Genomic DNA, 18,011 nt, shown 5'->3' on the forward strand with positions numbered 1-18,011 from the left:
TCGTCTGCGGCTTGCAGCTCAAACCGAAGGTTTGCCGATATGCGTTATATCAGTACCCGTGGCCAGGCTCCGGCCCTCAATTTCGAAGACGTGCTGCTGGCCGGTCTGGCCTCTGACGGCGGTCTGTACGTACCCGAGAACCTGCCGCGTTTTACCCAGGAGCAGATTGCTTCCTGGGCCGGCCTGCCGTACCACGAGCTAGCGTTCAACGTCATGCGTCCGTTCGTTAGTGGCAGCATTCCGGATGCCGATTTCAAACAGATTCTGCAGGACACCTACGGCGTCTTTGAGCACAAGGCCGTTGCACCGCTGCGTCAGCTGGACAGCAACGAGTGGGTGATGGAGCTGTTCCACGGCCCGACCCTGGCGTTCAAGGACTTTGCCCTGCAGCTGCTGGGCCGTTTGCTCGACTACTTCCTGGTCAAGCGCGGCGAGCGTGTGGTGATCATGGGCGCTACCTCTGGTGATACCGGTTCGGCCGCCATTGAGGGTTGCAAAGCCTGCGAGAACGTCGACATCTTCATCATGCACCCGCATAACCGGGTGTCCGAGGTGCAGCGTCGCCAGATGACCAGCATCCTTGGCGAGAACATCCACAACATCGCCATCGAAGGCAACTTCGACGACTGTCAGGAGATGGTCAAGGCCAGTTTCGCCGACCAGGGCTTCCTCAAGGGTACTCGTCTGGTCGCGGTCAACTCGATCAACTGGGCGCGCATCATGGCGCAGATCGTCTACTACTTCCACGCAGCCCTGCAGCTCGGTGGCCCGGCGCGCTCCATGGCGTTCTCGGTACCGACCGGCAACTTCGGCGACATCTTCGCTGGTTACCTGGCGCGCAATATGGGCCTGCCGATCAGCCAACTGATCGTTGCCACTAACCGCAACGACATCCTGCACCGCTTCATGAGCGGCAATCACTACGACAAGGACACCCTGCACCCGTCGCTGTCGCCGTCGATGGACATCATGGTGTCGTCCAACTTCGAACGCCTGCTGTTCGATCTGCACGGTCGTAACGGTGCGCTGGTGGCCAAGCTGATGGACGACTTCAAGGTCAGCGGCAAGCTGTCGGTCGAAGATGATCGCTGGACTGAGGCGCGCAAGTTGTTCGACTCGCTGGCAGTTGACGACGAAGGCACCTGTGCAACCATCGCCGAGGTATTCGAGCAGTGCGGCGAAGTGCTGGACCCGCACACTGCCATTGGCGTACGTGCAGCCCGTGAATGCCGTCGCTCGCTGTCGACGCCGATGATTACCCTGGGCACTGCGCACCCGGTCAAGTTCCCGGATGCGGTCCGTCAGGCTGGCGTTGGCGAAGCATTGCACCTACCGGCGCATCTGAGCGATCTGTTCGAGCGCGAAGAGCGCATGACCGTGCTGCCGAACAGCCTGGCCGATGTACAAGCGTTCGTCGCCGCGCACGGCAATCGCGGCAAGCCGCTCTAAGCGAAGCGGCTGACACAACAACGGCGCCTTTGGGCGCCGTTGTTGTTTGTGCGTCTTACTCGACCCGGGTCAGGGTCACATCAATATTGCCGCGGGTGGCGTTGGAATACGGGCAGACCTGGTGGGCGCGCTCGATCAATTGTTCGGCCTGCTCTGCAGGCATGCCCGGCAGGCTGACGCGCAGTTCCACTTCGATGCCGAAGCCCTGCGGAATCTGACCAATACCCACCACGCCCTCAACCGAGGCATCGGCTGGCATCGGCAACTTGTCGCGCCCGGCGACAAACTTCATCGCACCAATGAAACAGGCCGAGTAGCCCGCGGCAAACAACTGCTCGGGGTTGGTGCCCTGGCCACCTGCGCCGCCCAGTTCTTTTGGCGTGGTCAGTTCGATATCCAGTACCCCGTCTGACGAAACGGCGCGACCGTCCCGGCCGCCGGTGGCCTCTGCGTAGGCGCGATAGACAACGTTCTCGATGGTCATGATTGCTCTCCTGTCCAAAATTAAGTTGTACACAATCTATGTGCTGACTATGGTCGCAATTTAAGTTGTGCGCAATTTATTTTGCAATTCAGGCGACGAGCGGTGCCCGGGTTATACTCGCTGCCCTGATTCTTGTGGCGGAGTTCGAATGCCTTATCTTGTTGCGGTAACCCTGCTGTGGGCGGTGTCGTTCAGCCTGATTGGCGAGTATCTGGCGGGTCAGGTCGACAGCTATTTCGCCGTGCTGACGCGGGCCATGCTGGCTGGGTTGCTGTTCCTGCCGCTGTTGCGAGTGCGCCTGCTGCCCCGCCCGGTGGTACCGGGCTTGCTGGTGGTTGGCGCGTTGCAGTTTGGGGTCACCTACATCTGTCTGTATCAATCCTTCGAGTACATATCGGTACCCGAGGTGCTGCTGTTTACCATCTTTACTCCGTTACATGTGGCGGTCATTGATGACTTACTGAACCGGCGCTTCAGTCTGGGCCCGCTGGTCGCCGCGGCGATCGCGGTGGTCGGTGCCGGGATCATGCGTTACGACGGCCTCAGTGACAGCTTTATTCGCGGTTTTCTGATTCTGCAGTTGGCCAACTTCACCTTTGCGGCCGGGCAGGTGGGGTACGCCCATCTGGCTCGGCGTTATGAACTGACCTCGACGCAGCAATGGCAGGGCTTTGGGTTGTTTTTCATCGGTGCATTGATGGTGATGCTGCCAGCCTGGTTGCTGCTGGGTAATCCGGAACGCCTGCCGCATACCGCGCTGCAATGGTCGGTGCTGGTCTGGTTGGGGCTGGTAGCGTCCGGGCTCGGCTTTCTGTTCTGGAATCGCGGTGCCGCGCAAGTGGACGCCGGCACCCTTGGCATTATGAACAATGCGCTGGTGCCGGCGGGTTTGCTGGTCAATCTGCTAATCTGGAATCACGATGCCGATCTGCTGCGGCTCGCGGCTGGTTCCGTGGTGATCGGGCTATCGCTTTGGGTCAACGCCCGCTGGCCGCGCTGGTTCGGCGCACGGCCAGCACAGCCCTGACGGCGGTCAGAGCGGCCCGGCGAAGGTGTCGCAGGCGGTGATGTCGCCGCTGTCGAAGCCGCGTTTGAACCATTTCACCCGCTGCGCCGAGGTGCCGTGGGTGAAGCTGTCCGGTACCACATCCTGGCCGGCCTGGCGCTGCAGGCGGTCATCGCCGATGGCGCTGGCGGCAGTCAGGGCTTCGTCCAGATCATCCGGGTCCAGCAGCTGGCGTTCGCGGTTGGCGGCGTGGCCCCAGAGGCCGGCAAAGCAATCGGCCTGCAGTTCCTGACGGACTGACAGCGCATTCACCTCGGCCTGGCTGCGGCCGGCGCCTGCCTGGCGCACCTTTTGGCTGATGCCCAGCAGAGTTTGCACGTGGTGGCCCACTTCATGGGCGATGACGTAGGCCTGAGCGAAGTCGCCGGGGGCACCAAGCTGCTGTTTCATGTCATTGAAGAACGCCAGATCCAGATAGACCTGCTGATCGCCCGGGCAGTAGAACGGGCCAACGGCCGAGCTGGCGCTGCCGCAGGCGGACTGCACACGGTTGGAAAACAGCACCAGTTTGGGCTCCTGATACTGCCGGCCGATGCGCTGGAATACCTGATGCCAAGTGGTCTCAGTATCGGCCAGCACCACGCTGACGAATTCGGTCAGTTCCTGCTCAGCCGGGGAGAGCGGACGCTGGCTTTGCTGGGTGACGGTTTGGCCGCCGCCGAGCAGCAAGGGCAGCAGGTCGATGCCGAGCATCTTGCCGCCGATGATGGCTACCGCGCCAATGGCGAGAACCCAGCGGCCGCCGCGGGTTCCGATCAGCATGGGAATTAAACGCAGCAGCAGTGCGCCGCCAGCACCGGCGCTTGAAATGCTGTCGCCTCTGCGGTCTTCGATATTGCTGCTTCGCCGTCTGCCGCGCCAATCCATCAGTGTCTCCTCGAATAACTGCCTCTCGGATCAGCAGCGAAATCCGCCCCGACCGAATGTCCGTATGAACAGCCGAATGATACGGCGTTTGCAGTGGTGTTTGCGCTGTTCCAGTCGAGCGGCCAGCGCTGCGCTGTCTGGCGAAGCGGGCAAGCGCTGGAGTTGGGCTTGTAGGTTGCACAGGTCTTGCAGCTCGCCAAGTCGTTCACCCAGTCGCGCCAACCGTTTCATCTGGCGATCGGCCGGCAGACGCGCATCGTGCAGTTGTTCGTGCTGATACAGCGCATATTTGGTCCATTTTCGACAGCGGTGATAGAGCGCATCCTGATCGCTATTGCAGGCGCGTCGAGCAAGTTTGCGTGCCTGTTTGAAGGTGCGCTGCAGGCCAACATGCCAATGGTCGACTGTGCCGCTGGCCGAATGGGGCCAGTCGGCGAGGACGGCGGCGAAAGCGGCAATCAGATGCTCGCTGTCGGCGCTGCTCGGCGCACGGGTATGTGATGTCTGCATTAGCCGGCTATTGAGTGTGGGGCTCAGCGGTGTGTCCAGGCTGCTGGCGAGCTGCTTGATCAGTTGCTGCTGTACGTGCAGATCGCGGCTGCCGGCCAGCGCCTTGGCGATCTGTCTCAACTGCTGGTCTAGTTGGCGCAACCGGTGGTGGCCGGCATATGGACGGTAGAGCTGCAGTAGTGCCCTTAAGCGCTTGCAGCAGACGCGTAACTGATGAATGGCGTCGGCATCCGGTGCCGTCCCGTTGACGATAGGCAGCAGGGCGCCACGCACGTGGTGACGGGCGGCTTGATAAAGTGGGTCGGCATCGGGTGTCAGTGGCATCAGCCGAGTGTAGGCCAGCTGCGCAGGGGCGAAAAGAGGGGGCTAACCGAATGCGGCGATGATGCTGTCTGCCAGTTCAGCCCGACAGGCCAGCCCCAGCTGGCGATGACGCAGCGTCTCGGGTACCAGTCCGCGCAGGGAGTGGCTGTCGATGGCCGGGCTCAGCAGGTCGATGTCGTCGCTGACCGCCATAACGGTTGCCCCCTGGCGGTGCTGCACCAGGCTCAGGGCCAGGTCTTCGGTATCCACCTGCATGCTGGCGTGGTCGGCCACTTCGGGTAGGCGCTCTAGGAAAGCGCTGCGCAGTTCGCAGTCGAGCCGGTCGATCCACGGGTATTGGGTAGCCTGTTCCAGCTCAAGTGGCTGATTGAGGGACCAGCCGCGTGGCAGCAGCAGGCGGTACTCTTGTTCCAGCAGCGCGATAAAGTGATAGCCGGCCGGCACCTGCCGTTCACTCAGCAGCCAGAGGTCTGCGCTTTGAGCGGGTTGGCTGCGTACCTGCAGGCGATAATCCGTGAGCCTGCCTGCGGTCAGCTGCAGTAGGTAGCCGCTGTCGCGACTGGCCAGGCTGGAGTCGATACCGACCGACAGGGTGGGGCGCTCGACGCGCTTGAAGCGTTGCTCCATTTCGCCGGCGCTGCCAAGCAGGCGCGCGGCCTCCTGATAGAAGGCCTCACCCTCGGGCGTGAGCGTCACGCCTCTCTTGCTACGGCTGAACAGCCGCAGGGCAAATTCCTGCTCGAGCTGGGCTACGGCGTTGGAAATTGACGGCTGGGCGACATGGCAGCGCTCGGCCGCCGCGGTCAGGCTGCCAGCTTCGGCGGCGGCGCAGAAGTAGCGCAGGCTGCGCAGATCCATCGTTATTCCTCGAAGGTTGGAAACTGGGCCAGGCCAGCCGCGACGAACTCGTCGTGGGCCGGAATGATCAGCAGCTCCGGGTCACGTAGATGCAGCTCATGTACGCGCTTGAGCTGCTGGCTGTTGCGTTCGCGGTCGCTGTCGACGTGGGATAGCCATTGCACGAATACCGGCCGTGGCTTGTTCTGTTCAACGCCTCGTTCGGTCCAGCTGGTATCGCCGATCAGAAACAGGCGCTTGCCGGAGGGCAGATTGACGAACAGCCCGGCCTGGCCGGCGGTATGGCCGCTCAGATCGACCAGAATCAGCTGACCGTCGCCAAACAGGTCGAGGCTGCGTTCAAAGCCCTGATAGGGCGTGTTGTTCAGTTCGATCTGTTGCCACTCGCGTTCGCCCTCCAGTTGCTCAGCCAAAAAGGCTGGCGGCTCGCCATGGTCGCGGGCTTCCTCCAGTGCGCCGGGCAGCACTTTGACTGGAATGCCGGGGAAGTCCGGCAGCCCGCCGAGGTGATCCCAGTGCAGGTGGCTGGGCAAAATGAAGTCGATATCGTTGGCGCTGTAGCCGGCCGCTTCCAGCTGGTCGCGCGCCGGGTTCAGCTGCTCGTAGGCCAGTAGCGTGCGGTTGATCCAGTTGTTGCGGGCAAAGGCCTCGGCGGTCTGGCGGCCCAGCCCGGTGTCGAACAGAAAGTGGCCTTTGGGGTGTTCGATCAGCACCGCGGCATGCACCAGATGGCGCTTGGTGGTCCAGCGTCCGCCACTGACGACCATGGCCTCGGCGGCGCCGCTGGACACGGCGGTGGGTATCAGCGAAAGGCGCAGGTGTTCGACAGCCGGGGCGGCAAACAGCAGGCTGCTGCAAGCGAGCAAAATGGGGGCTACAAGAAGGGAAAAGCGCTTCATGGGATGGCTCCGATTGGGTGAGAACCCACTGTGGCATCCGCTGAAGAATAGATTAAATATTCTTTATTGTTAGTTAAGGGATAAAAAAGTTATGGAAGGGCGACCGGTGTCGCCCTTCCTGATAGCGCTGCCTATTCGCTAGCGCTGGCGTTGCCCCGCAGTCTGGCGAGCACGCTGTTGGCATCGGTCTTGCCGGTGGCAATGCCGGCGCGCTGCAGGTGCTGGTCAAGTGCACTGCCGTCGTCCTCGTCCTGCAATTGCTGGAGGGCGGCGCCGACATCGCTGGCGTTGTCCTGACGTTGACGAATGCGCTCCAGAGAACTGGCCAGATCGCCCATGTGGGCCTGCAGGCCACGGGTCTGCTGACCGAGATTGCCCAGCAGGCGCTCCGCGCTGCGGTTCGCCCGTGCCAGCTGTAGTTCGCGGCGATACTGCTGGTGCATCTGCGCCGCGCGGCGCAGTTGTTCGCGCAGACTGGTTTCCTGCCGCTGTAGCTGCTCGGCCTGCTGGCGCTGTTGCTGCAACTGGTTCTCTTGCGCGGCGATCCACTCGGCCAGCTCGTAGGCCAGCCCGGCTTCATCTCGCTCCAGTGCCTGCCGCGCCTGTTCTTCGCGCTGGGCCAGGTCGGTGCTGAGCTGCTCGTTGCTGCGCTGCAGCTGCTTGATGGTGGCCATCAGCCCGGCCAGCTCGCGCTTGGCCAGCAGCATGGCGTGCTCGGTGTCGCGCAGTTCCTGCTCCATGATGCGCAGGGCGTTGGCGTCGACCAGCTGTTCAAGCGGTTCATGGGCGCTAGCGCGGAACAGGGTGCCTACTTTTCTCCAGAGTGTCATGACGGTTACTCCGTATATTCTTTCAGCAGTTGTTGGGCGCGGGCTTCGGACAGGCGGTTGTGAATGCGCTTGCCTTCGTGCTCATCCCGCATGGTTTTCGACAGGGTGATGGTGGTGCTGACCAGAAACAGCGCACAGACCGACATGTAGCCCTTGACCAGCAGGTCGGTGGGGGCGAATACCACGCCCGCGCCGGTTGCCAGCAGGGCGATCGCGAACGACGCCTTGACGAAGAAAATCCAGCCTGAGGAGTTACTGTTGATCTCGGTATCCATGGTGTTGCCTCCAGAACGTTGGGTGCGCAGGGGTTGCGGCTGCGTCTGGAGCGGACTGTGCACCGGTGCACTCGGCGATGCCAGCGCGACCGAAAAGGTTGCGCAGAGGGGCGCTTAAGGTATTACATGGCGATACTTCCTGGCGGCTCTAACCGCCTTCACCGCATTAATTGTTTGTAAAGGTATTGTCATATGGCGCAGACCGCAGCGATTGTCGCGGCATTGAAAGGCGCGCTGAAAGAGCGTGGAATCACCTATCAACAGGTTGCCGAGGCGCTTGAATTGTCGGAGGCGAGCGTCAAGCGGCTGTTCTCCGAGCGGCAGTTTTCGCTGCAGCGGCTGGATCAGATCTGTGCGCTGTTGGGGCTGGAGATCACCGATCTGGTCCGTAGGCTGGATCAGGCCCAGCGCATTGATGCGCTGACTGCCGAGCAGGAGCAGGAACTGGTGGGCGATGACCGCCTCCTGCTGGTGGCGATCTGCGCGCTGAATCGCTGGAGTCTGGCGCAGATGCTGGATACCTATCAGCTCAGTGAAGTGGAAGCGGTGGGCCGCCTGGCGCGGCTGGATCGCATGGGGCTGATTGAACTGCTGCCGGGCAACCGTATCAAGCCGCTGATCAGTCATGATTTTCGCTGGCAGCAGGGCGGGCCGATTCAGCGGTTCTTCGAGCAGCAGGTGCAAAGTGATTTCTTCCAGTGTCACTTCAATCGCCCCGGCGAGCTGCGACTGTTCCTCAGCGGGATGCTGTCGCCGCAATCCACCGAGCAGATGCACCAGAAGCTGCAGCGACTGGCCCAGGCGTTTCGGCATAGCCATCAGGAAGACCTGGTACTGCCGCTGGAGCAGCGCTTTGGCGTCAGTATGATCATGGCGATTCGGCCCTGGGAGGTGGCAGCGTTTCAACAGCTGCGCCGCCCCGAAGCGGCCAAGTACTACCCTGGACACAAACGAACGGGAGAGGCGGTATGAACTTGCTGACAGATATTGTGGCAGCGGCTCTGGCGTCCATACCGCTGCTGCTGACGCTCGGGCTGGTGACGCTGGTGCTGGCGCTTGCGCACTTTCTGTTGATTCGGCGCAATCGCGATCTGGGCAACGAGCGGCTATTTTCACGCCAGCTGATCATGCTGGCGTTGACCCTGGTTGGTCTGGTTGCGGTTATTCTCGCCTTGCCGGTCAGCGAGGGCGCCCGCAATCAGATCATCGCGCTGCTGGGGTTGCTGATCTCCGGTGTCTTTGCCTTCTCGTCTTCCAATATCTTTGCCAACCTTGCAGCGGGTGTGCTGATGCGCATGACCAGGCCCTTTGTGCTGGGTGACTTTATCTCCGTGGGTGAGCACTTTGGACGGGTGGCTGAGCGGGGGTTGTTTGATACCGAGATTCAGTCTGAAAGTGGCGAGCTGATTGCGTTGCCTAACAGCTATCTGACCAGTCGGCCTATTGCCACTTTGCGCAGCGACGGCGCGCTGGTGTCGGCAGAGCTGTCGCTTGGATACGACACCCATCACGCTGATATCGAGCCGCTGCTGCTCGCCGCAGCCAAGTCCAGTGGCCTGCAGGATGTTTTTGTACAGCTGCTGGAGTTAAGCAACTTTGCCATCGGCTACCGGGTATCCGGGGTGCTGCCCGAAGCGCGCGGCCTGATTACGGCGCGCTCCAACCTGTACAAGGCGATTCTCGATGGCTTGCACGGCGCGGGCATCGAGATCATGTCACCCACCATCATGAATCAACGCCCGGTGCCTGCTGAGCAGGTGTTTATTCCGGCGGGTGGCGGGCATCGTCAGCGCCGTGCGCAGGCCGCTGAAGCCGAAGCAGTGCTGTTTGATAAGGCCGAGCTGGCGCAGCAATTGGCCGAGCGCAAGGCGCAACTGTCCGAACAGGCGCGTGCGCTGGAAGAGGAGGCCAAAGGCGCTGATGGTGAACGCAAGGCGGCGATCAAGGCGCAGCTGGAGCGTATGCGCGAGCAGCGGCGAGAGCTTGATGCGATGACGGAGTCGGTTAGCGATGCGACTGGGGCAGGGCAGGCAGGGCGCTCCTGAGGAGCGCCCGTAGCGGTGTCAGAACTCGGCGTTGTGGAAGATGTTCTGCACGTCGTCGAGGTCGTTCAGCATATCGGTGAATTTCTCGAACATGGCAACATCATCGCCGCTGATTTCGGTGGTGGTCTGCGGCACGAACTGGATCAGGTCGGCCTCGAAGTCGAGTTCACCGAAGGTATCGATCAGCGCCTGTTTGGCCTTGAAGTATTCGGTGTGCGGGGCGAATACGGTGATCACGCCGTCTTCGTTCTCGATGTCGGTGACGTCAACGTCGGCCATCATCAGCGCTTCCAGCGTGCCTTCCTCATCTTTGCCCTTGAACGCCAGGATCGCGCAGTGATCAAACATGTGGCTGACGCTGCCTTCGGTGCCGATCTTGCTCTTGGTCTTGGTGAAGCAGTTGCGCACGTCGGCGAAGGTGCGGTTCGGGTTGTCGGTCAGGCAGTCGACGATGACCATGCAGTTGCCGGGGCCGAAGCCTTCATAACGTGCCTTTGCGAAGTCCTCGCCACCGCCGCCCTTGGCCTTGTCGATCGCCTTGTCGATAACGTGGCCGGGGACCTGGTCCTTCTTGGCGCGATCAATCAGACCACGCAGCGCCAGGTTACCATCGGGGTCGACGCCGCCGGACTTGGCGGTAACGTAGATCTCCCGCGCGTACTTGCTGTAGAGCTTGGTTTTGGCGTCGGCCGTTTTGGCCATGGATTCCTTGCGGTTCTGATAAGCGCGACCCATGTGCGAGTGTCCTGTCGAAATTTCGAAAAACAGCGATTCTACTCGCAGTTGGCGACGGATATCCACGCTTGCGGTGTCCTCTGTTGACGAACTGAAGCGCTGCCGGGCCAACGGGGCCTATCGGGCGTATGATGGGCTTTTTGCCGGAGGAGGGGGGAGCGTGATTTCCAGATTGCCATCCTGGATTGAGGCGGGTGCCTTTACCCTTGCGTTGATGGCGGGCGTGGTCAACGCGGTCGGCCTGCTGGGTTTCAGCCATCAGGCGGTGTCTCATCTGACCGGCACCTCGACGTTGCTCGGGGTTGGTCTGACCCACCTGCAGTCTGCCGAAGTGCTGCATCTGTTGCTGGTGCTGCTCAGTTTTGTGTTGGGGGCGGCGTTCAGCGGGTTGTTTATCGGCAGCAGTGCGCTGGAGCATGGCCGTCGCTATGGCGTTGCGCTGCTGGTGGAAGCGCTATTGCTGGTGCTGGCGATGTTTGCTCTGCAGGACAACAGTCTGGTCGGGCACTATCTGGCTTCGGCCGCCTGCGGGCTGCAGAACGCGATGGTCACCACCTACAGCGGTGCGATCATTCGTACGACGCATGTTTCAGGCATCTTCACTGATCTGGGCGTCATGCTGGGCGCGCGTCTGCGCGGGGTGCCGATGGACCGGCGCAAGGCAACGCTGTTTCTGCTGTTGATTGGCGGCTTCATTCTGGGCGGCACGATCGGCGCGCTGGGCTTTGGCCAGTGGCAGTTCAGGGCGCTGTTGCTGCCGGCGGGGATGGCGGTGGTGCTGGCGCTGGTGTATCAGGGCGCAGTGTTGCGGCGGCAGTAGGCAAGCCCGGTCGAGCGAATAAGGTGCCCTACTGCAAGTTGTCCAGGGTAATGACAATCTCGCGGTCCATGTCTATGGATGGTCGGATCGAATATCGGTCCCCGTCTTCGTCCTGTGCGATCAACTCCTCCAGAGGTCTGCTTTCCGTCTGGCTTTGCAACAGGATAGTGGCGCCGTCCGGGAGTACGTCGTTGCCCAGAATGTCGTCTGAGGGGCAGGAATCGCCTCGGTAAAGAACGTAGACGAACTGGATCTGATAGCCAGTCTTGTTGGTGATTCTGATGGGGGCATCTGCGGCGGCCGCTTTGCCACTGAGGAGCAGCACCAGCGCAAGCATGCTGCAGAGTGTTCTGTTCATGGCAGGTGTCCAGGGGGGGTATCAGGTGTCAGTATCCAGGGTGCTCGGTGGCTACCCGCAACGGACCTCACTGACCTGTAGGCAGGGCGGTGAGGAGCCGCCCTGCGCTGACCTCAGTCCATATCATCCAGGGTGAATACGACGTCGTGACGGGCGACGTCCAGATCCCAGATGGTGTAGGTGTCACCGTCTTCATCCTTAGCGCGAATGTCAAAGATGGATGATTTGGCGTTGCGCAGGTTTACCCGCACGGTGTGCCCATTCGGCAGAATGTCGTCATCCAGCACATCCTCTTCCCATGAGTCGGACTTGGCATGGCTGACATACAGATAGTAAATGTCGTAGCCGGTGTTGTTGGTCACCTCGACGTAGCCGTCGAAGCCAGCGGAGGCAGGGCCACTGAACAGAAACAGAACGGCAAACAGTGCTAAGGCTTTCTTGATCATTTTTCTCTCCCTGGGTGCGCCTTTCCGGTAGGCGCAAAAGCTGATCGGTCAAACCGAACAAAAAGATATGGCTAACGGCAACGCGGCGTTCTGGCCTACCGTCGCGCTGGTAGATCCGGGCGGCCTGTCCGAATGGATCGCCAGCGCATGGCCGGCCGATTAGAAGCATATCGCCATATGCCGGGATGGCAAGTACCTAAAACAGGGTATTGTTCCGGTGCACTTCGAGCGACTGTCTCAGTCGGTCAACCGTTTGGCCTATCCGCAGGCCTGCTGGTGCAGCCAGCGTAGGGCCGCTGCGTCGGCGGCCAGCAGCTGCTTGTGCGCTGGCTCCAACTGGTCCGGTCCGAGCTCGAGGCAGAATTAGCCAGAGGCGCTGCAGTTCCCTGGACAGCGCTCGCCCTGACTGATTGGCAGGCAGTCAGGGCGGGGGATATTACTCGACGGTGATGGTGATGCGCTCGGAGGCGACCGAGGGTGACAGGGGAACGTGATTGTGGTCGCCGACAACCAGTTGCAGGGTGTGCTTGCCCGGCGGCAGGTCGAGGCTGGTCTGGGTCTGGCCGCCGCCGAAGTGACGATGATGATCGTCGGCTGGAATCGGCTGACCGGCCGGCGGCAGTTGATCGGTGTCTATCAGCAGATGGTGGTGGCCGGTTGCGGCGCGCTCGACGCCAGCAGGGGCAACGCCCATGCCACTGAGCCCGAACTGCACGGTGACCGGTGAGCTGACGGTAGCGCCGTCAGTCGGCGAGATGAAGTAGACGCTGGCACCCTCGGGCGCGGCAGTCTCAGCGATGGTCAGAGTGGCGGCACTGGCGAGCAGCAAGCCGGCGAGCGTGGTGAGTATCCGTTGCATGTGTTGCCTCCTCAAGTTGGGGGTCAGGCAGAGTGCGGAAAAGACACCCTGCAACTCACTCTAGACTGCCCGGCGCGGTCACGGTTCCTCAACTGCCGGAAGTTTGCTTCTCGCCTCGATCCTACCTACCCTGTGAAGAAACACGTTCCTGCCGGGAAGTCGTCAATATGGCTTTGCCGGTGCTTCTGCGCAGCCTGCTGCGTATCGGTTTTATTCAGTCAGCCAAGCGTCTCTGCGCTTGGCTTCATATTTTGCGGAATCCCTACAGGAGGCCACATGTCTGCTCTGTCCCGTCTCACCGAATCCCGTCTGTTTCGCCAGCAATGTCTGGTGGGCGGCCAATGGGTTGATGCCAGTGATGGCTCGACGATTGAGGTGGATAATCCGGCCAGTGGCGAGATTATTGGCAACGTACCCAGCCTGAGCGAGGCGCAGCTCACCGAGTGTATCGCCCAGGCCGACCAGGCCTTTGCCGAGTGGCGCAAGACCACCGCGCTGGAACGTGCTGACCTGTTGATGCGCTGGTACGACCTGATGCTCAAGCACCGCGAGGATATTGCCAGCCTGATGACGCTGGAGCAGGGCAAGCCGCTGGTGGAGTCCCGTGGTGAGGTGGACTACGCGGCGTCCTTCATTCGCTGGTTTGCCGAGGAAGCACGCCGTGTTTACGGCGAGACCATTCCCGGTGCCAAGCCCGGGCAGCATATTGTGGTGACCCGTCAGCCGATTGGGGTGACTGCAGCCATCACGCCCTGGAATTTCCCGGCGGCAATGATTACCCGTAAGGCCGGTGCCGCGCTGGCAGCAGGCTGTCCGATGATCGTCAAACCGGCCAGTGCCACGCCGTTCACCGCGTTGGCGCTCGGTGTGCTGGCGGAGGAAGCGGGCATTCCGGCGGGCGTGTTTAACGTGGTGACCGGCAAGGCGTCGATGATCAGTGAGGTGCTGACCGGCAGCGAGACGGTGCGCAAGCTGAGTTTTACCGGCTCGACCAGTGTCGGTAGTCAACTGATGGCGCAGTGTGCCGAGCACGTCCAGAAGGTGTCACTGGAGCTGGGTGGCAATGCGCCCTTTATCGTGTTTGACGATGCCGATCTGGATCGTGCGGTCGAGGGCGCCATGGTCTGCAAGTTCCGCAACACCGGCCAGACCTGCGTCTGCGCCAACCGTTTTCTGGTCCAGAGCGGCATTCATGACCAGTTTGTCGGGAAACTTGCCGAGGCGATGGGCAAGCTCAAGCTGGGCGACGGCTTTGAGGAAGGCGTGACCCAGTCCGCGCTGATCAACCGGGCCGCGGTGAAAAAGGTACAGGAACACTTTGACGATGCATTGGCCAAAGGCGCTAAGCATGTCGCCGGCGCCTCACCCGGCGAGGCCAAAGGCAACTACGTTGAGCCCGTTCTGGTGACTGGTGTGACCCCGGACATGCAGGTCTGCGCTGATGAAACCTTCGGCCCGCTGGCCGCGGTCATCCGTTTCGATACCGAGGAGCAGGCCATCGCGCTGGCCAACGACACGTCCTACGGGCTGGCTGCCTATTTCTACAGCACCAACATCCACCGCGTCTGGCGTGTTGCCGATGCGCTGGAGGCCGGCATTATCGGCATCAACGAAGGCGCGGTGTCCAACGCGGCGGCACCCTTTGGTGGCGTCAAGGCCAGTGGGCTGGGCCGTGAGGGCTCGCGGCACGGGCTGGATGAGTACACCGAGATCAAATACCTGTGCATGGGCGGGGCCTGACAGATGACCGAGCCAAGGCGCATCGCCCTGATGCCCGGCGATGGCATCGGCCCGGAGGTAATGGCGGCCGCTGCCGAGGTGCTTGCCGCGCTTGATCGCCAGACCCCGCTCGGTCTGACCTGGGACTGGCTGGACTGGCCGTCGACCGACTGGCACCGCCAGCACGGCGAGATGATGCCCGCCGATGCCCTGACCCGGGTGCAAGCCTATGACGCGCTGCTGATGGGCGCATTGGGCGATCCGGGGCCGCTGACTGATGCCGAACGCTACTGCCTGCCCGACAGCGTCTCGCTGGCACCGCTGCTGCAGTTTCGCAAGGGGCTGGACCTGTGGGCCTGCGAGCGGCCGGCGCGCTTGTTGCCGGGCGCACCGCAGTATCTGGCTGACCCCCGCGCCGCTGAGGTCGATATGCTGGTGATTCGCGAAAACAGTGAAGGCGAGTACGTCAATCAGGGCGGCCGGCTGCACCGCGGCAGCGTCGATGAGGTGGCGACCCAGCTGGAAGTGTTTACCCGCCGGGCAACCGAGCGGCTGATTCGTCATGGCTTTGCCCGTGCCCGTGAGCGGTTGGCTGCACGGGGGCAGGGCAGTCGCGACTTCCACTGCGCGAATAAGGGACGGGCGGCGGCGCAGGTGTGCCTGATCACCAAGCGCAACGCCCAGCCGTATTGGGGTGATCTGTATACCGAGGTGTTTGCCGAGGTTGCCGCCGAGTTCCCCGAGATAGGCGTGCACCACGAGCTGGTCGACGCCGCCTGCATGAAGTTCGTGCAGTGCCCGTGGACCTTCGATGTGGTCGTGGCGAGCAACTTGCATGGAGACATTCTGACGGATCTGGCCGCCGTGCTGTCGGGCGGACTGGGGCTGGCGCCGTCGTGCAATATCAATCCGGACAGCCGGGCGATGCCCGCGCTGTTCGAACCCACACATGGCAGCGCGCCGGATATCGCCGGCCAGGGGCTCGCAAACCCTGCTGCCATGCTGCTCACCACAGCACTGATGCTGGATTGGGTGGGCTGCGCACAGGCTGCTGAACGGCTGCGTCTGGCGGTTGCCAAGGATCTGGTGACCACCGCAGGCCAACAGCGAACCTGTCGGGATGTGACTGCCGGCGTGATTGCCGCGCTGCACTGATCCCGCTCGCGTGTCAGAGCTCGCTCTGCGGGCTGCTGGCCGATCAGACACGGGCTCCGGCCCGCCGAAAGGACAGGAGAGATGGCTATGCACCATTTGTCACCGCTACTCAAGCAGGCCAGCCAGGTCTGTGTCGATCACGGCGAAGGTAGCTGGCTGGTTGATACCGACGGCCGCCGCTATCTGGACTTTACCTCCGGCATTGGTGTGACCAGCACCGGCCATTGCCATCCGACCGTGGTGGCGGCGGCGCAGGCGCAAGTCGGCCGCGTGATTCATGCCCAGTACACCACGGTGGCGCATCGGCCGATGCTGGAACTGACCGATGCGCTGGCCGAGCGTATGCCTGAGGGCATCGACTCGGTGGCGTTCAGCAACTCTGGCTCTGAGTCGGTTGAGGCGGCCTTGCGACTGGCCCGCCAGGCCACCCGACGGGCCAACATCATCGTGTTTGACGGTGGCTTTCACGGCCGTACCATGGCTGCCGCCTCGCTGACCACTTCTGGCACCAAGGTGCGTACCGGTTTTCATCCGATGATGGCCGGGGTCGAGGTGTCGCCCTTCCCGCATGCCTATCGCTATGGCTGGACCGAGGAAGAGGCTACCGCGTTTGCCCTGCGCGAGCTGGACCACATTCTGAAAACCCGCACTGCGCCCAGCGACACCGCCGCCATGCTGATCGAGCCGGTGCAGGGCGAATTTGGTTATTACCCGGCCAACAAGGCGTTCATGCAGGGGCTGGCCGAACGCTGCCGGCAGCACGGCATTTTGCTGATCTGCGACGAGATTCAGGCCGGCTATGGCCGCACCGGACGGTTCTGGAGCCACAGTCACTTTGACGTCACCCCGGATATCGTGATCACCGCCAAGGGCCTGGCCAGCGGTTTTCCGCTGTCGGCCATTGCCGCTTCCGAAGCGCTGATGAGCAAAGGCCTGGCCGGTTCGCAGGGCGGCACCTATGGCGCTAACGCGGTGGCCTGTGCGGCGGCGCTGGCGACGCTGGAGGTGATCGACAGTGAGCAGCTGGTCGATAACGCCGCCCGCCAGGGTGAGCGGCTGGCCGAGCATCTGCAAGGCCTGCAGGCGCGCCTGCCGATGATCGACACCCTGCGCGGCAAGGGGCTGATGCTGGGGATGGAGATTGCCGATGACTTCCGCACCCCGCGCGGTGATCTGGCCGCCCGGCTGACCAGCGCGGCGGAGGAGCAGGGGTTGCTGCTGCTGCGCTGCGGCACCGAGGGGCAGATCGTTCGCTGGCTGCCGCCGCTGACGGTCAGTAGTGCGGAAGTTGACGAGGCGGTTGCCCGCTTCACCCGGGCAGTAGAGCAGGTGGCGGCATGACCCGCGTGCTGGTACTGGTTGCGCCCGGCGAAGCGCCGCTGCCGGGGCTGGATGATCTGCCAACCACGGTAGAGCTGCGCACGGTCAGCAGCGAGTCTGATCTGCGTACCTATCTGCCGCAGACCGATGTGCTGGTAGTGACGGATTTTCGCACCGACCTGCTTGAACGCTGCTGGCCGGCTGAACACCGCATTCGTTGGGTGCATGCGACCAGTGCTGGCGTTGACGCGTTGATGTTTCCGGCGCTTTGGGACAGCGATGTGCTGCTGACCAACGCGCGCGGCGTGTTTGATCTGGGCATTGCCGAGTACGTGCTGGGTGCGGTGCTGATGCATACCAAGGACAGCTTCGGCAACCTTGCCTTGCAGCGCCAGCAGCGCTGGCAGCACCGGGAAACCCGGCTGGCGGCCCGGCAGCGGGCGCTGGTGATCGGCGCCGGGTCCATTGGCAGCGAGGTGGCGCGGCTGCTGTCGGCGCTGGATATCGAGGTGACCGGTATCGCCCGGACCGCCCGCAGCGCCGAACACTTCAGTCGCGTGCTGGCCAGTGAACAACTGGATAAGGCGTTGCCCGAGGCTGACATTGTGGTGATTACCGCACCGCTGACCGACGCCACGCGCGGCCTGATCAACCATGATCGGCTGGCGCGCATGCGCGCTGATGCGCTGCTGGTCAACGTCGGGCGCGGTGCCATCGTGGTGACAGATGATCTGGTCGCGGCCTTGCAGGCCGGCCAGCTGGGCGCCGCCGTGCTGGATGTGGTTGATCCTGAGCCGCTGCCAGCGGGGCATCCTTTGTGGGAACTGCCTAATGTCATGTTGTCTGCCCACATGGCCGGTGATTTCATCGGTTGGCGACAGGCACTGGGAGAACAATTTCTGGCCAACCTGCAGCGCTGGTTGGCCGATGAGCCCCTGTTGAACCGGGTTGGCAGGGGGAAGTAGCGCTCGGCGAGGGCGCGTTGGCACTGA

The 18,011-nt window shown here is 62.4% G+C and carries 20 protein-coding genes; 9 read left to right on the plus strand and 11 right to left on the minus strand.

The genetic code is table 11. The features are described 5' to 3' along the window. The first annotated feature begins 39 nt into the window (after positions 1 to 39). A complete protein-coding gene (gene thrC / locus C1949_RS02350; protein ID WP_104736882.1) occupies positions 40 to 1,449 on the plus strand; it encodes a threonine synthase in 1,410 nt (469 codons plus the stop codon). A 55-nt stretch (positions 1,450 to 1,504) separates the two neighbouring features. On the opposite strand, the gene C1949_RS02355 is transcribed toward thrC, so the two are convergent. Next, positions 1,505 to 1,933 (minus strand): organic hydroperoxide resistance protein, encoded by a 429-nt coding sequence (locus C1949_RS02355; RefSeq protein ID WP_104736883.1) that lies wholly within the window; start codon positions 1,931 to 1,933, stop codon positions 1,505 to 1,507. 148 nt (positions 1,934 to 2,081) lie between these two features. On the opposite strand from C1949_RS02355, the gene C1949_RS02360 reads away from it, so the two are divergent. Continuing rightward, on the plus strand, positions 2,082 to 2,960 hold the full coding sequence (locus C1949_RS02360; RefSeq protein ID WP_104736884.1) for a carboxylate/amino acid/amine transporter: 879 nt from the start codon (positions 2,082 to 2,084) through the stop codon (positions 2,958 to 2,960). A 6-nt stretch (positions 2,961 to 2,966) separates the two neighbouring features. Here C1949_RS02360 and ypfJ read toward each other — a convergent pair whose 3' ends face one another. The 6 genes from ypfJ to C1949_RS02390 all read right to left on the minus strand — a co-directional run bounded on the left by ypfJ (position 2,967) and on the right by C1949_RS02390 (position 7,562). Continuing rightward, positions 2,967 to 3,866: a KPN_02809 family neutral zinc metallopeptidase gene (ypfJ, locus tag C1949_RS02365; protein WP_104736885.1), complete on the minus strand. Its 900-nt coding sequence runs from the start codon at positions 3,864 to 3,866 to the stop codon at positions 2,967 to 2,969. Between the two features lie 30 nt (positions 3,867 to 3,896). After that, the gene (locus C1949_RS02370) at positions 3,897 to 4,700 is read right to left on the minus strand and encodes a CHAD domain-containing protein (RefSeq protein ID WP_104736886.1); all 804 of its coding nucleotides are present in this window, start codon (positions 4,698 to 4,700) and stop codon (positions 3,897 to 3,899) included. Between the two features lie 42 nt (positions 4,701 to 4,742). Continuing rightward, positions 4,743 to 5,558 carry a LysR family transcriptional regulator gene (locus C1949_RS02375; RefSeq protein ID WP_104736887.1) on the minus strand — a complete coding sequence of 272 codons (816 nt, stop codon included), beginning with the start codon at positions 5,556 to 5,558 and terminating at the stop codon, positions 4,743 to 4,745. A 2-nt stretch (positions 5,559 to 5,560) separates the two neighbouring features. Continuing rightward, entirely contained in the window at positions 5,561 to 6,457 is an 897-nt protein-coding gene (locus C1949_RS02380; protein ID WP_104736888.1) for an MBL fold metallo-hydrolase, read from the minus strand. A gap of 131 nt (positions 6,458 to 6,588) precedes the next feature. Beyond that, complete coding sequence (locus C1949_RS02385) at positions 6,589 to 7,287, minus strand: PspA/IM30 family protein (protein ID WP_104736889.1); 699 nt, start codon at positions 7,285 to 7,287, stop codon at positions 6,589 to 6,591. A 5-nt stretch (positions 7,288 to 7,292) separates the two neighbouring features. Further along, positions 7,293 to 7,562: a YiaA/YiaB family inner membrane protein gene (locus tag C1949_RS02390; RefSeq protein WP_088273300.1), complete on the minus strand. Its 270-nt coding sequence runs from the start codon at positions 7,560 to 7,562 to the stop codon at positions 7,293 to 7,295. Between the two features lie 192 nt (positions 7,563 to 7,754). Between C1949_RS02390 and C1949_RS02395 the strand changes: the two genes are divergently transcribed. Together C1949_RS02395 and C1949_RS02400 are read left to right on the plus strand one after the other, a co-directional pair. Then, positions 7,755 to 8,534, plus strand: a complete 780-nt coding sequence (locus C1949_RS02395; RefSeq protein WP_104736890.1) for a helix-turn-helix domain-containing protein — start codon at positions 7,755 to 7,757, stop codon at positions 8,532 to 8,534. Beyond that, positions 8,531 to 9,607 carry a mechanosensitive ion channel family protein gene (locus C1949_RS02400; protein ID WP_104736891.1) on the plus strand — a complete coding sequence of 359 codons (1,077 nt, stop codon included), beginning with the start codon at positions 8,531 to 8,533 and terminating at the stop codon, positions 9,605 to 9,607. The genes C1949_RS02395 and C1949_RS02400 overlap by 4 nt, the downstream gene beginning before the upstream one ends. A gap of 18 nt (positions 9,608 to 9,625) precedes the next feature. Here the strand turns inward: C1949_RS02400 and C1949_RS02405 are convergent, their stop codons facing one another. Next, a complete protein-coding gene (locus C1949_RS02405; protein ID WP_104736892.1) occupies positions 9,626 to 10,342 on the minus strand; it encodes a YebC/PmpR family DNA-binding transcriptional regulator in 717 nt (238 codons plus the stop codon). 160 nt (positions 10,343 to 10,502) lie between these two features. Here C1949_RS02405 and C1949_RS02410 point away from each other — a divergent pair, with 160 nt between their 5' ends. Beyond that, positions 10,503 to 11,162: a YoaK family protein gene (locus tag C1949_RS02410; RefSeq protein WP_104736893.1), complete on the plus strand. Its 660-nt coding sequence runs from the start codon at positions 10,503 to 10,505 to the stop codon at positions 11,160 to 11,162. Between the two features lie 28 nt (positions 11,163 to 11,190). On the opposite strand, the gene C1949_RS02415 is transcribed toward C1949_RS02410, so the two are convergent. The 3 genes from C1949_RS02415 to C1949_RS02425 all read right to left on the minus strand — a co-directional run bounded on the left by C1949_RS02415 (position 11,191) and on the right by C1949_RS02425 (position 12,825). Beyond that, a complete protein-coding gene (locus C1949_RS02415) occupies positions 11,191 to 11,520 on the minus strand; it encodes a hypothetical protein (RefSeq protein WP_104736894.1) in 330 nt (109 codons plus the stop codon). Between the two features lie 113 nt (positions 11,521 to 11,633). After that, positions 11,634 to 11,966 carry a hypothetical protein gene (locus C1949_RS02420; RefSeq protein ID WP_211287058.1) on the minus strand — a complete coding sequence of 111 codons (333 nt, stop codon included), beginning with the start codon at positions 11,964 to 11,966 and terminating at the stop codon, positions 11,634 to 11,636. A 436-nt stretch (positions 11,967 to 12,402) separates the two neighbouring features. Next, positions 12,403 to 12,825 (minus strand): DUF4399 domain-containing protein, encoded by a 423-nt coding sequence (locus C1949_RS02425; RefSeq protein WP_104736895.1) that lies wholly within the window; start codon positions 12,823 to 12,825, stop codon positions 12,403 to 12,405. A 276-nt stretch (positions 12,826 to 13,101) separates the two neighbouring features. Here C1949_RS02425 and C1949_RS02430 point away from each other — a divergent pair, with 276 nt between their 5' ends. The 4 genes from C1949_RS02430 to C1949_RS02445 all read left to right on the plus strand — a co-directional run bounded on the left by C1949_RS02430 (position 13,102) and on the right by C1949_RS02445 (position 17,984). Further along, positions 13,102 to 14,565, plus strand: a complete 1,464-nt coding sequence (locus C1949_RS02430) for an NAD-dependent succinate-semialdehyde dehydrogenase (RefSeq protein WP_104736896.1) — start codon at positions 13,102 to 13,104, stop codon at positions 14,563 to 14,565. A gap of 3 nt (positions 14,566 to 14,568) precedes the next feature. After that, positions 14,569 to 15,699, plus strand: coding sequence for an isocitrate/isopropylmalate dehydrogenase family protein (locus C1949_RS02435; RefSeq protein WP_104736897.1), 1,131 nt, complete (start codon positions 14,569 to 14,571; stop codon positions 15,697 to 15,699). An 87-nt stretch (positions 15,700 to 15,786) separates the two neighbouring features. After that, positions 15,787 to 17,040, plus strand: coding sequence for an aspartate aminotransferase family protein (locus C1949_RS02440; RefSeq protein WP_104736898.1), 1,254 nt, complete (start codon positions 15,787 to 15,789; stop codon positions 17,038 to 17,040). Next, positions 17,037 to 17,984, plus strand: coding sequence for a D-2-hydroxyacid dehydrogenase (locus C1949_RS02445; protein WP_104736899.1), 948 nt, complete (start codon positions 17,037 to 17,039; stop codon positions 17,982 to 17,984). Before C1949_RS02440 ends, C1949_RS02445 begins: the two co-directional genes overlap by 4 nt. Positions 17,985 to 18,011: the final 27 nt, after the last annotated feature.

It is taken from the genome of Halopseudomonas oceani (assembly GCF_002903165.1).
In the GTDB taxonomy this organism is placed as follows: domain Bacteria; phylum Pseudomonadota; class Gammaproteobacteria; order Pseudomonadales; family Pseudomonadaceae; genus Halopseudomonas; species Halopseudomonas oceani.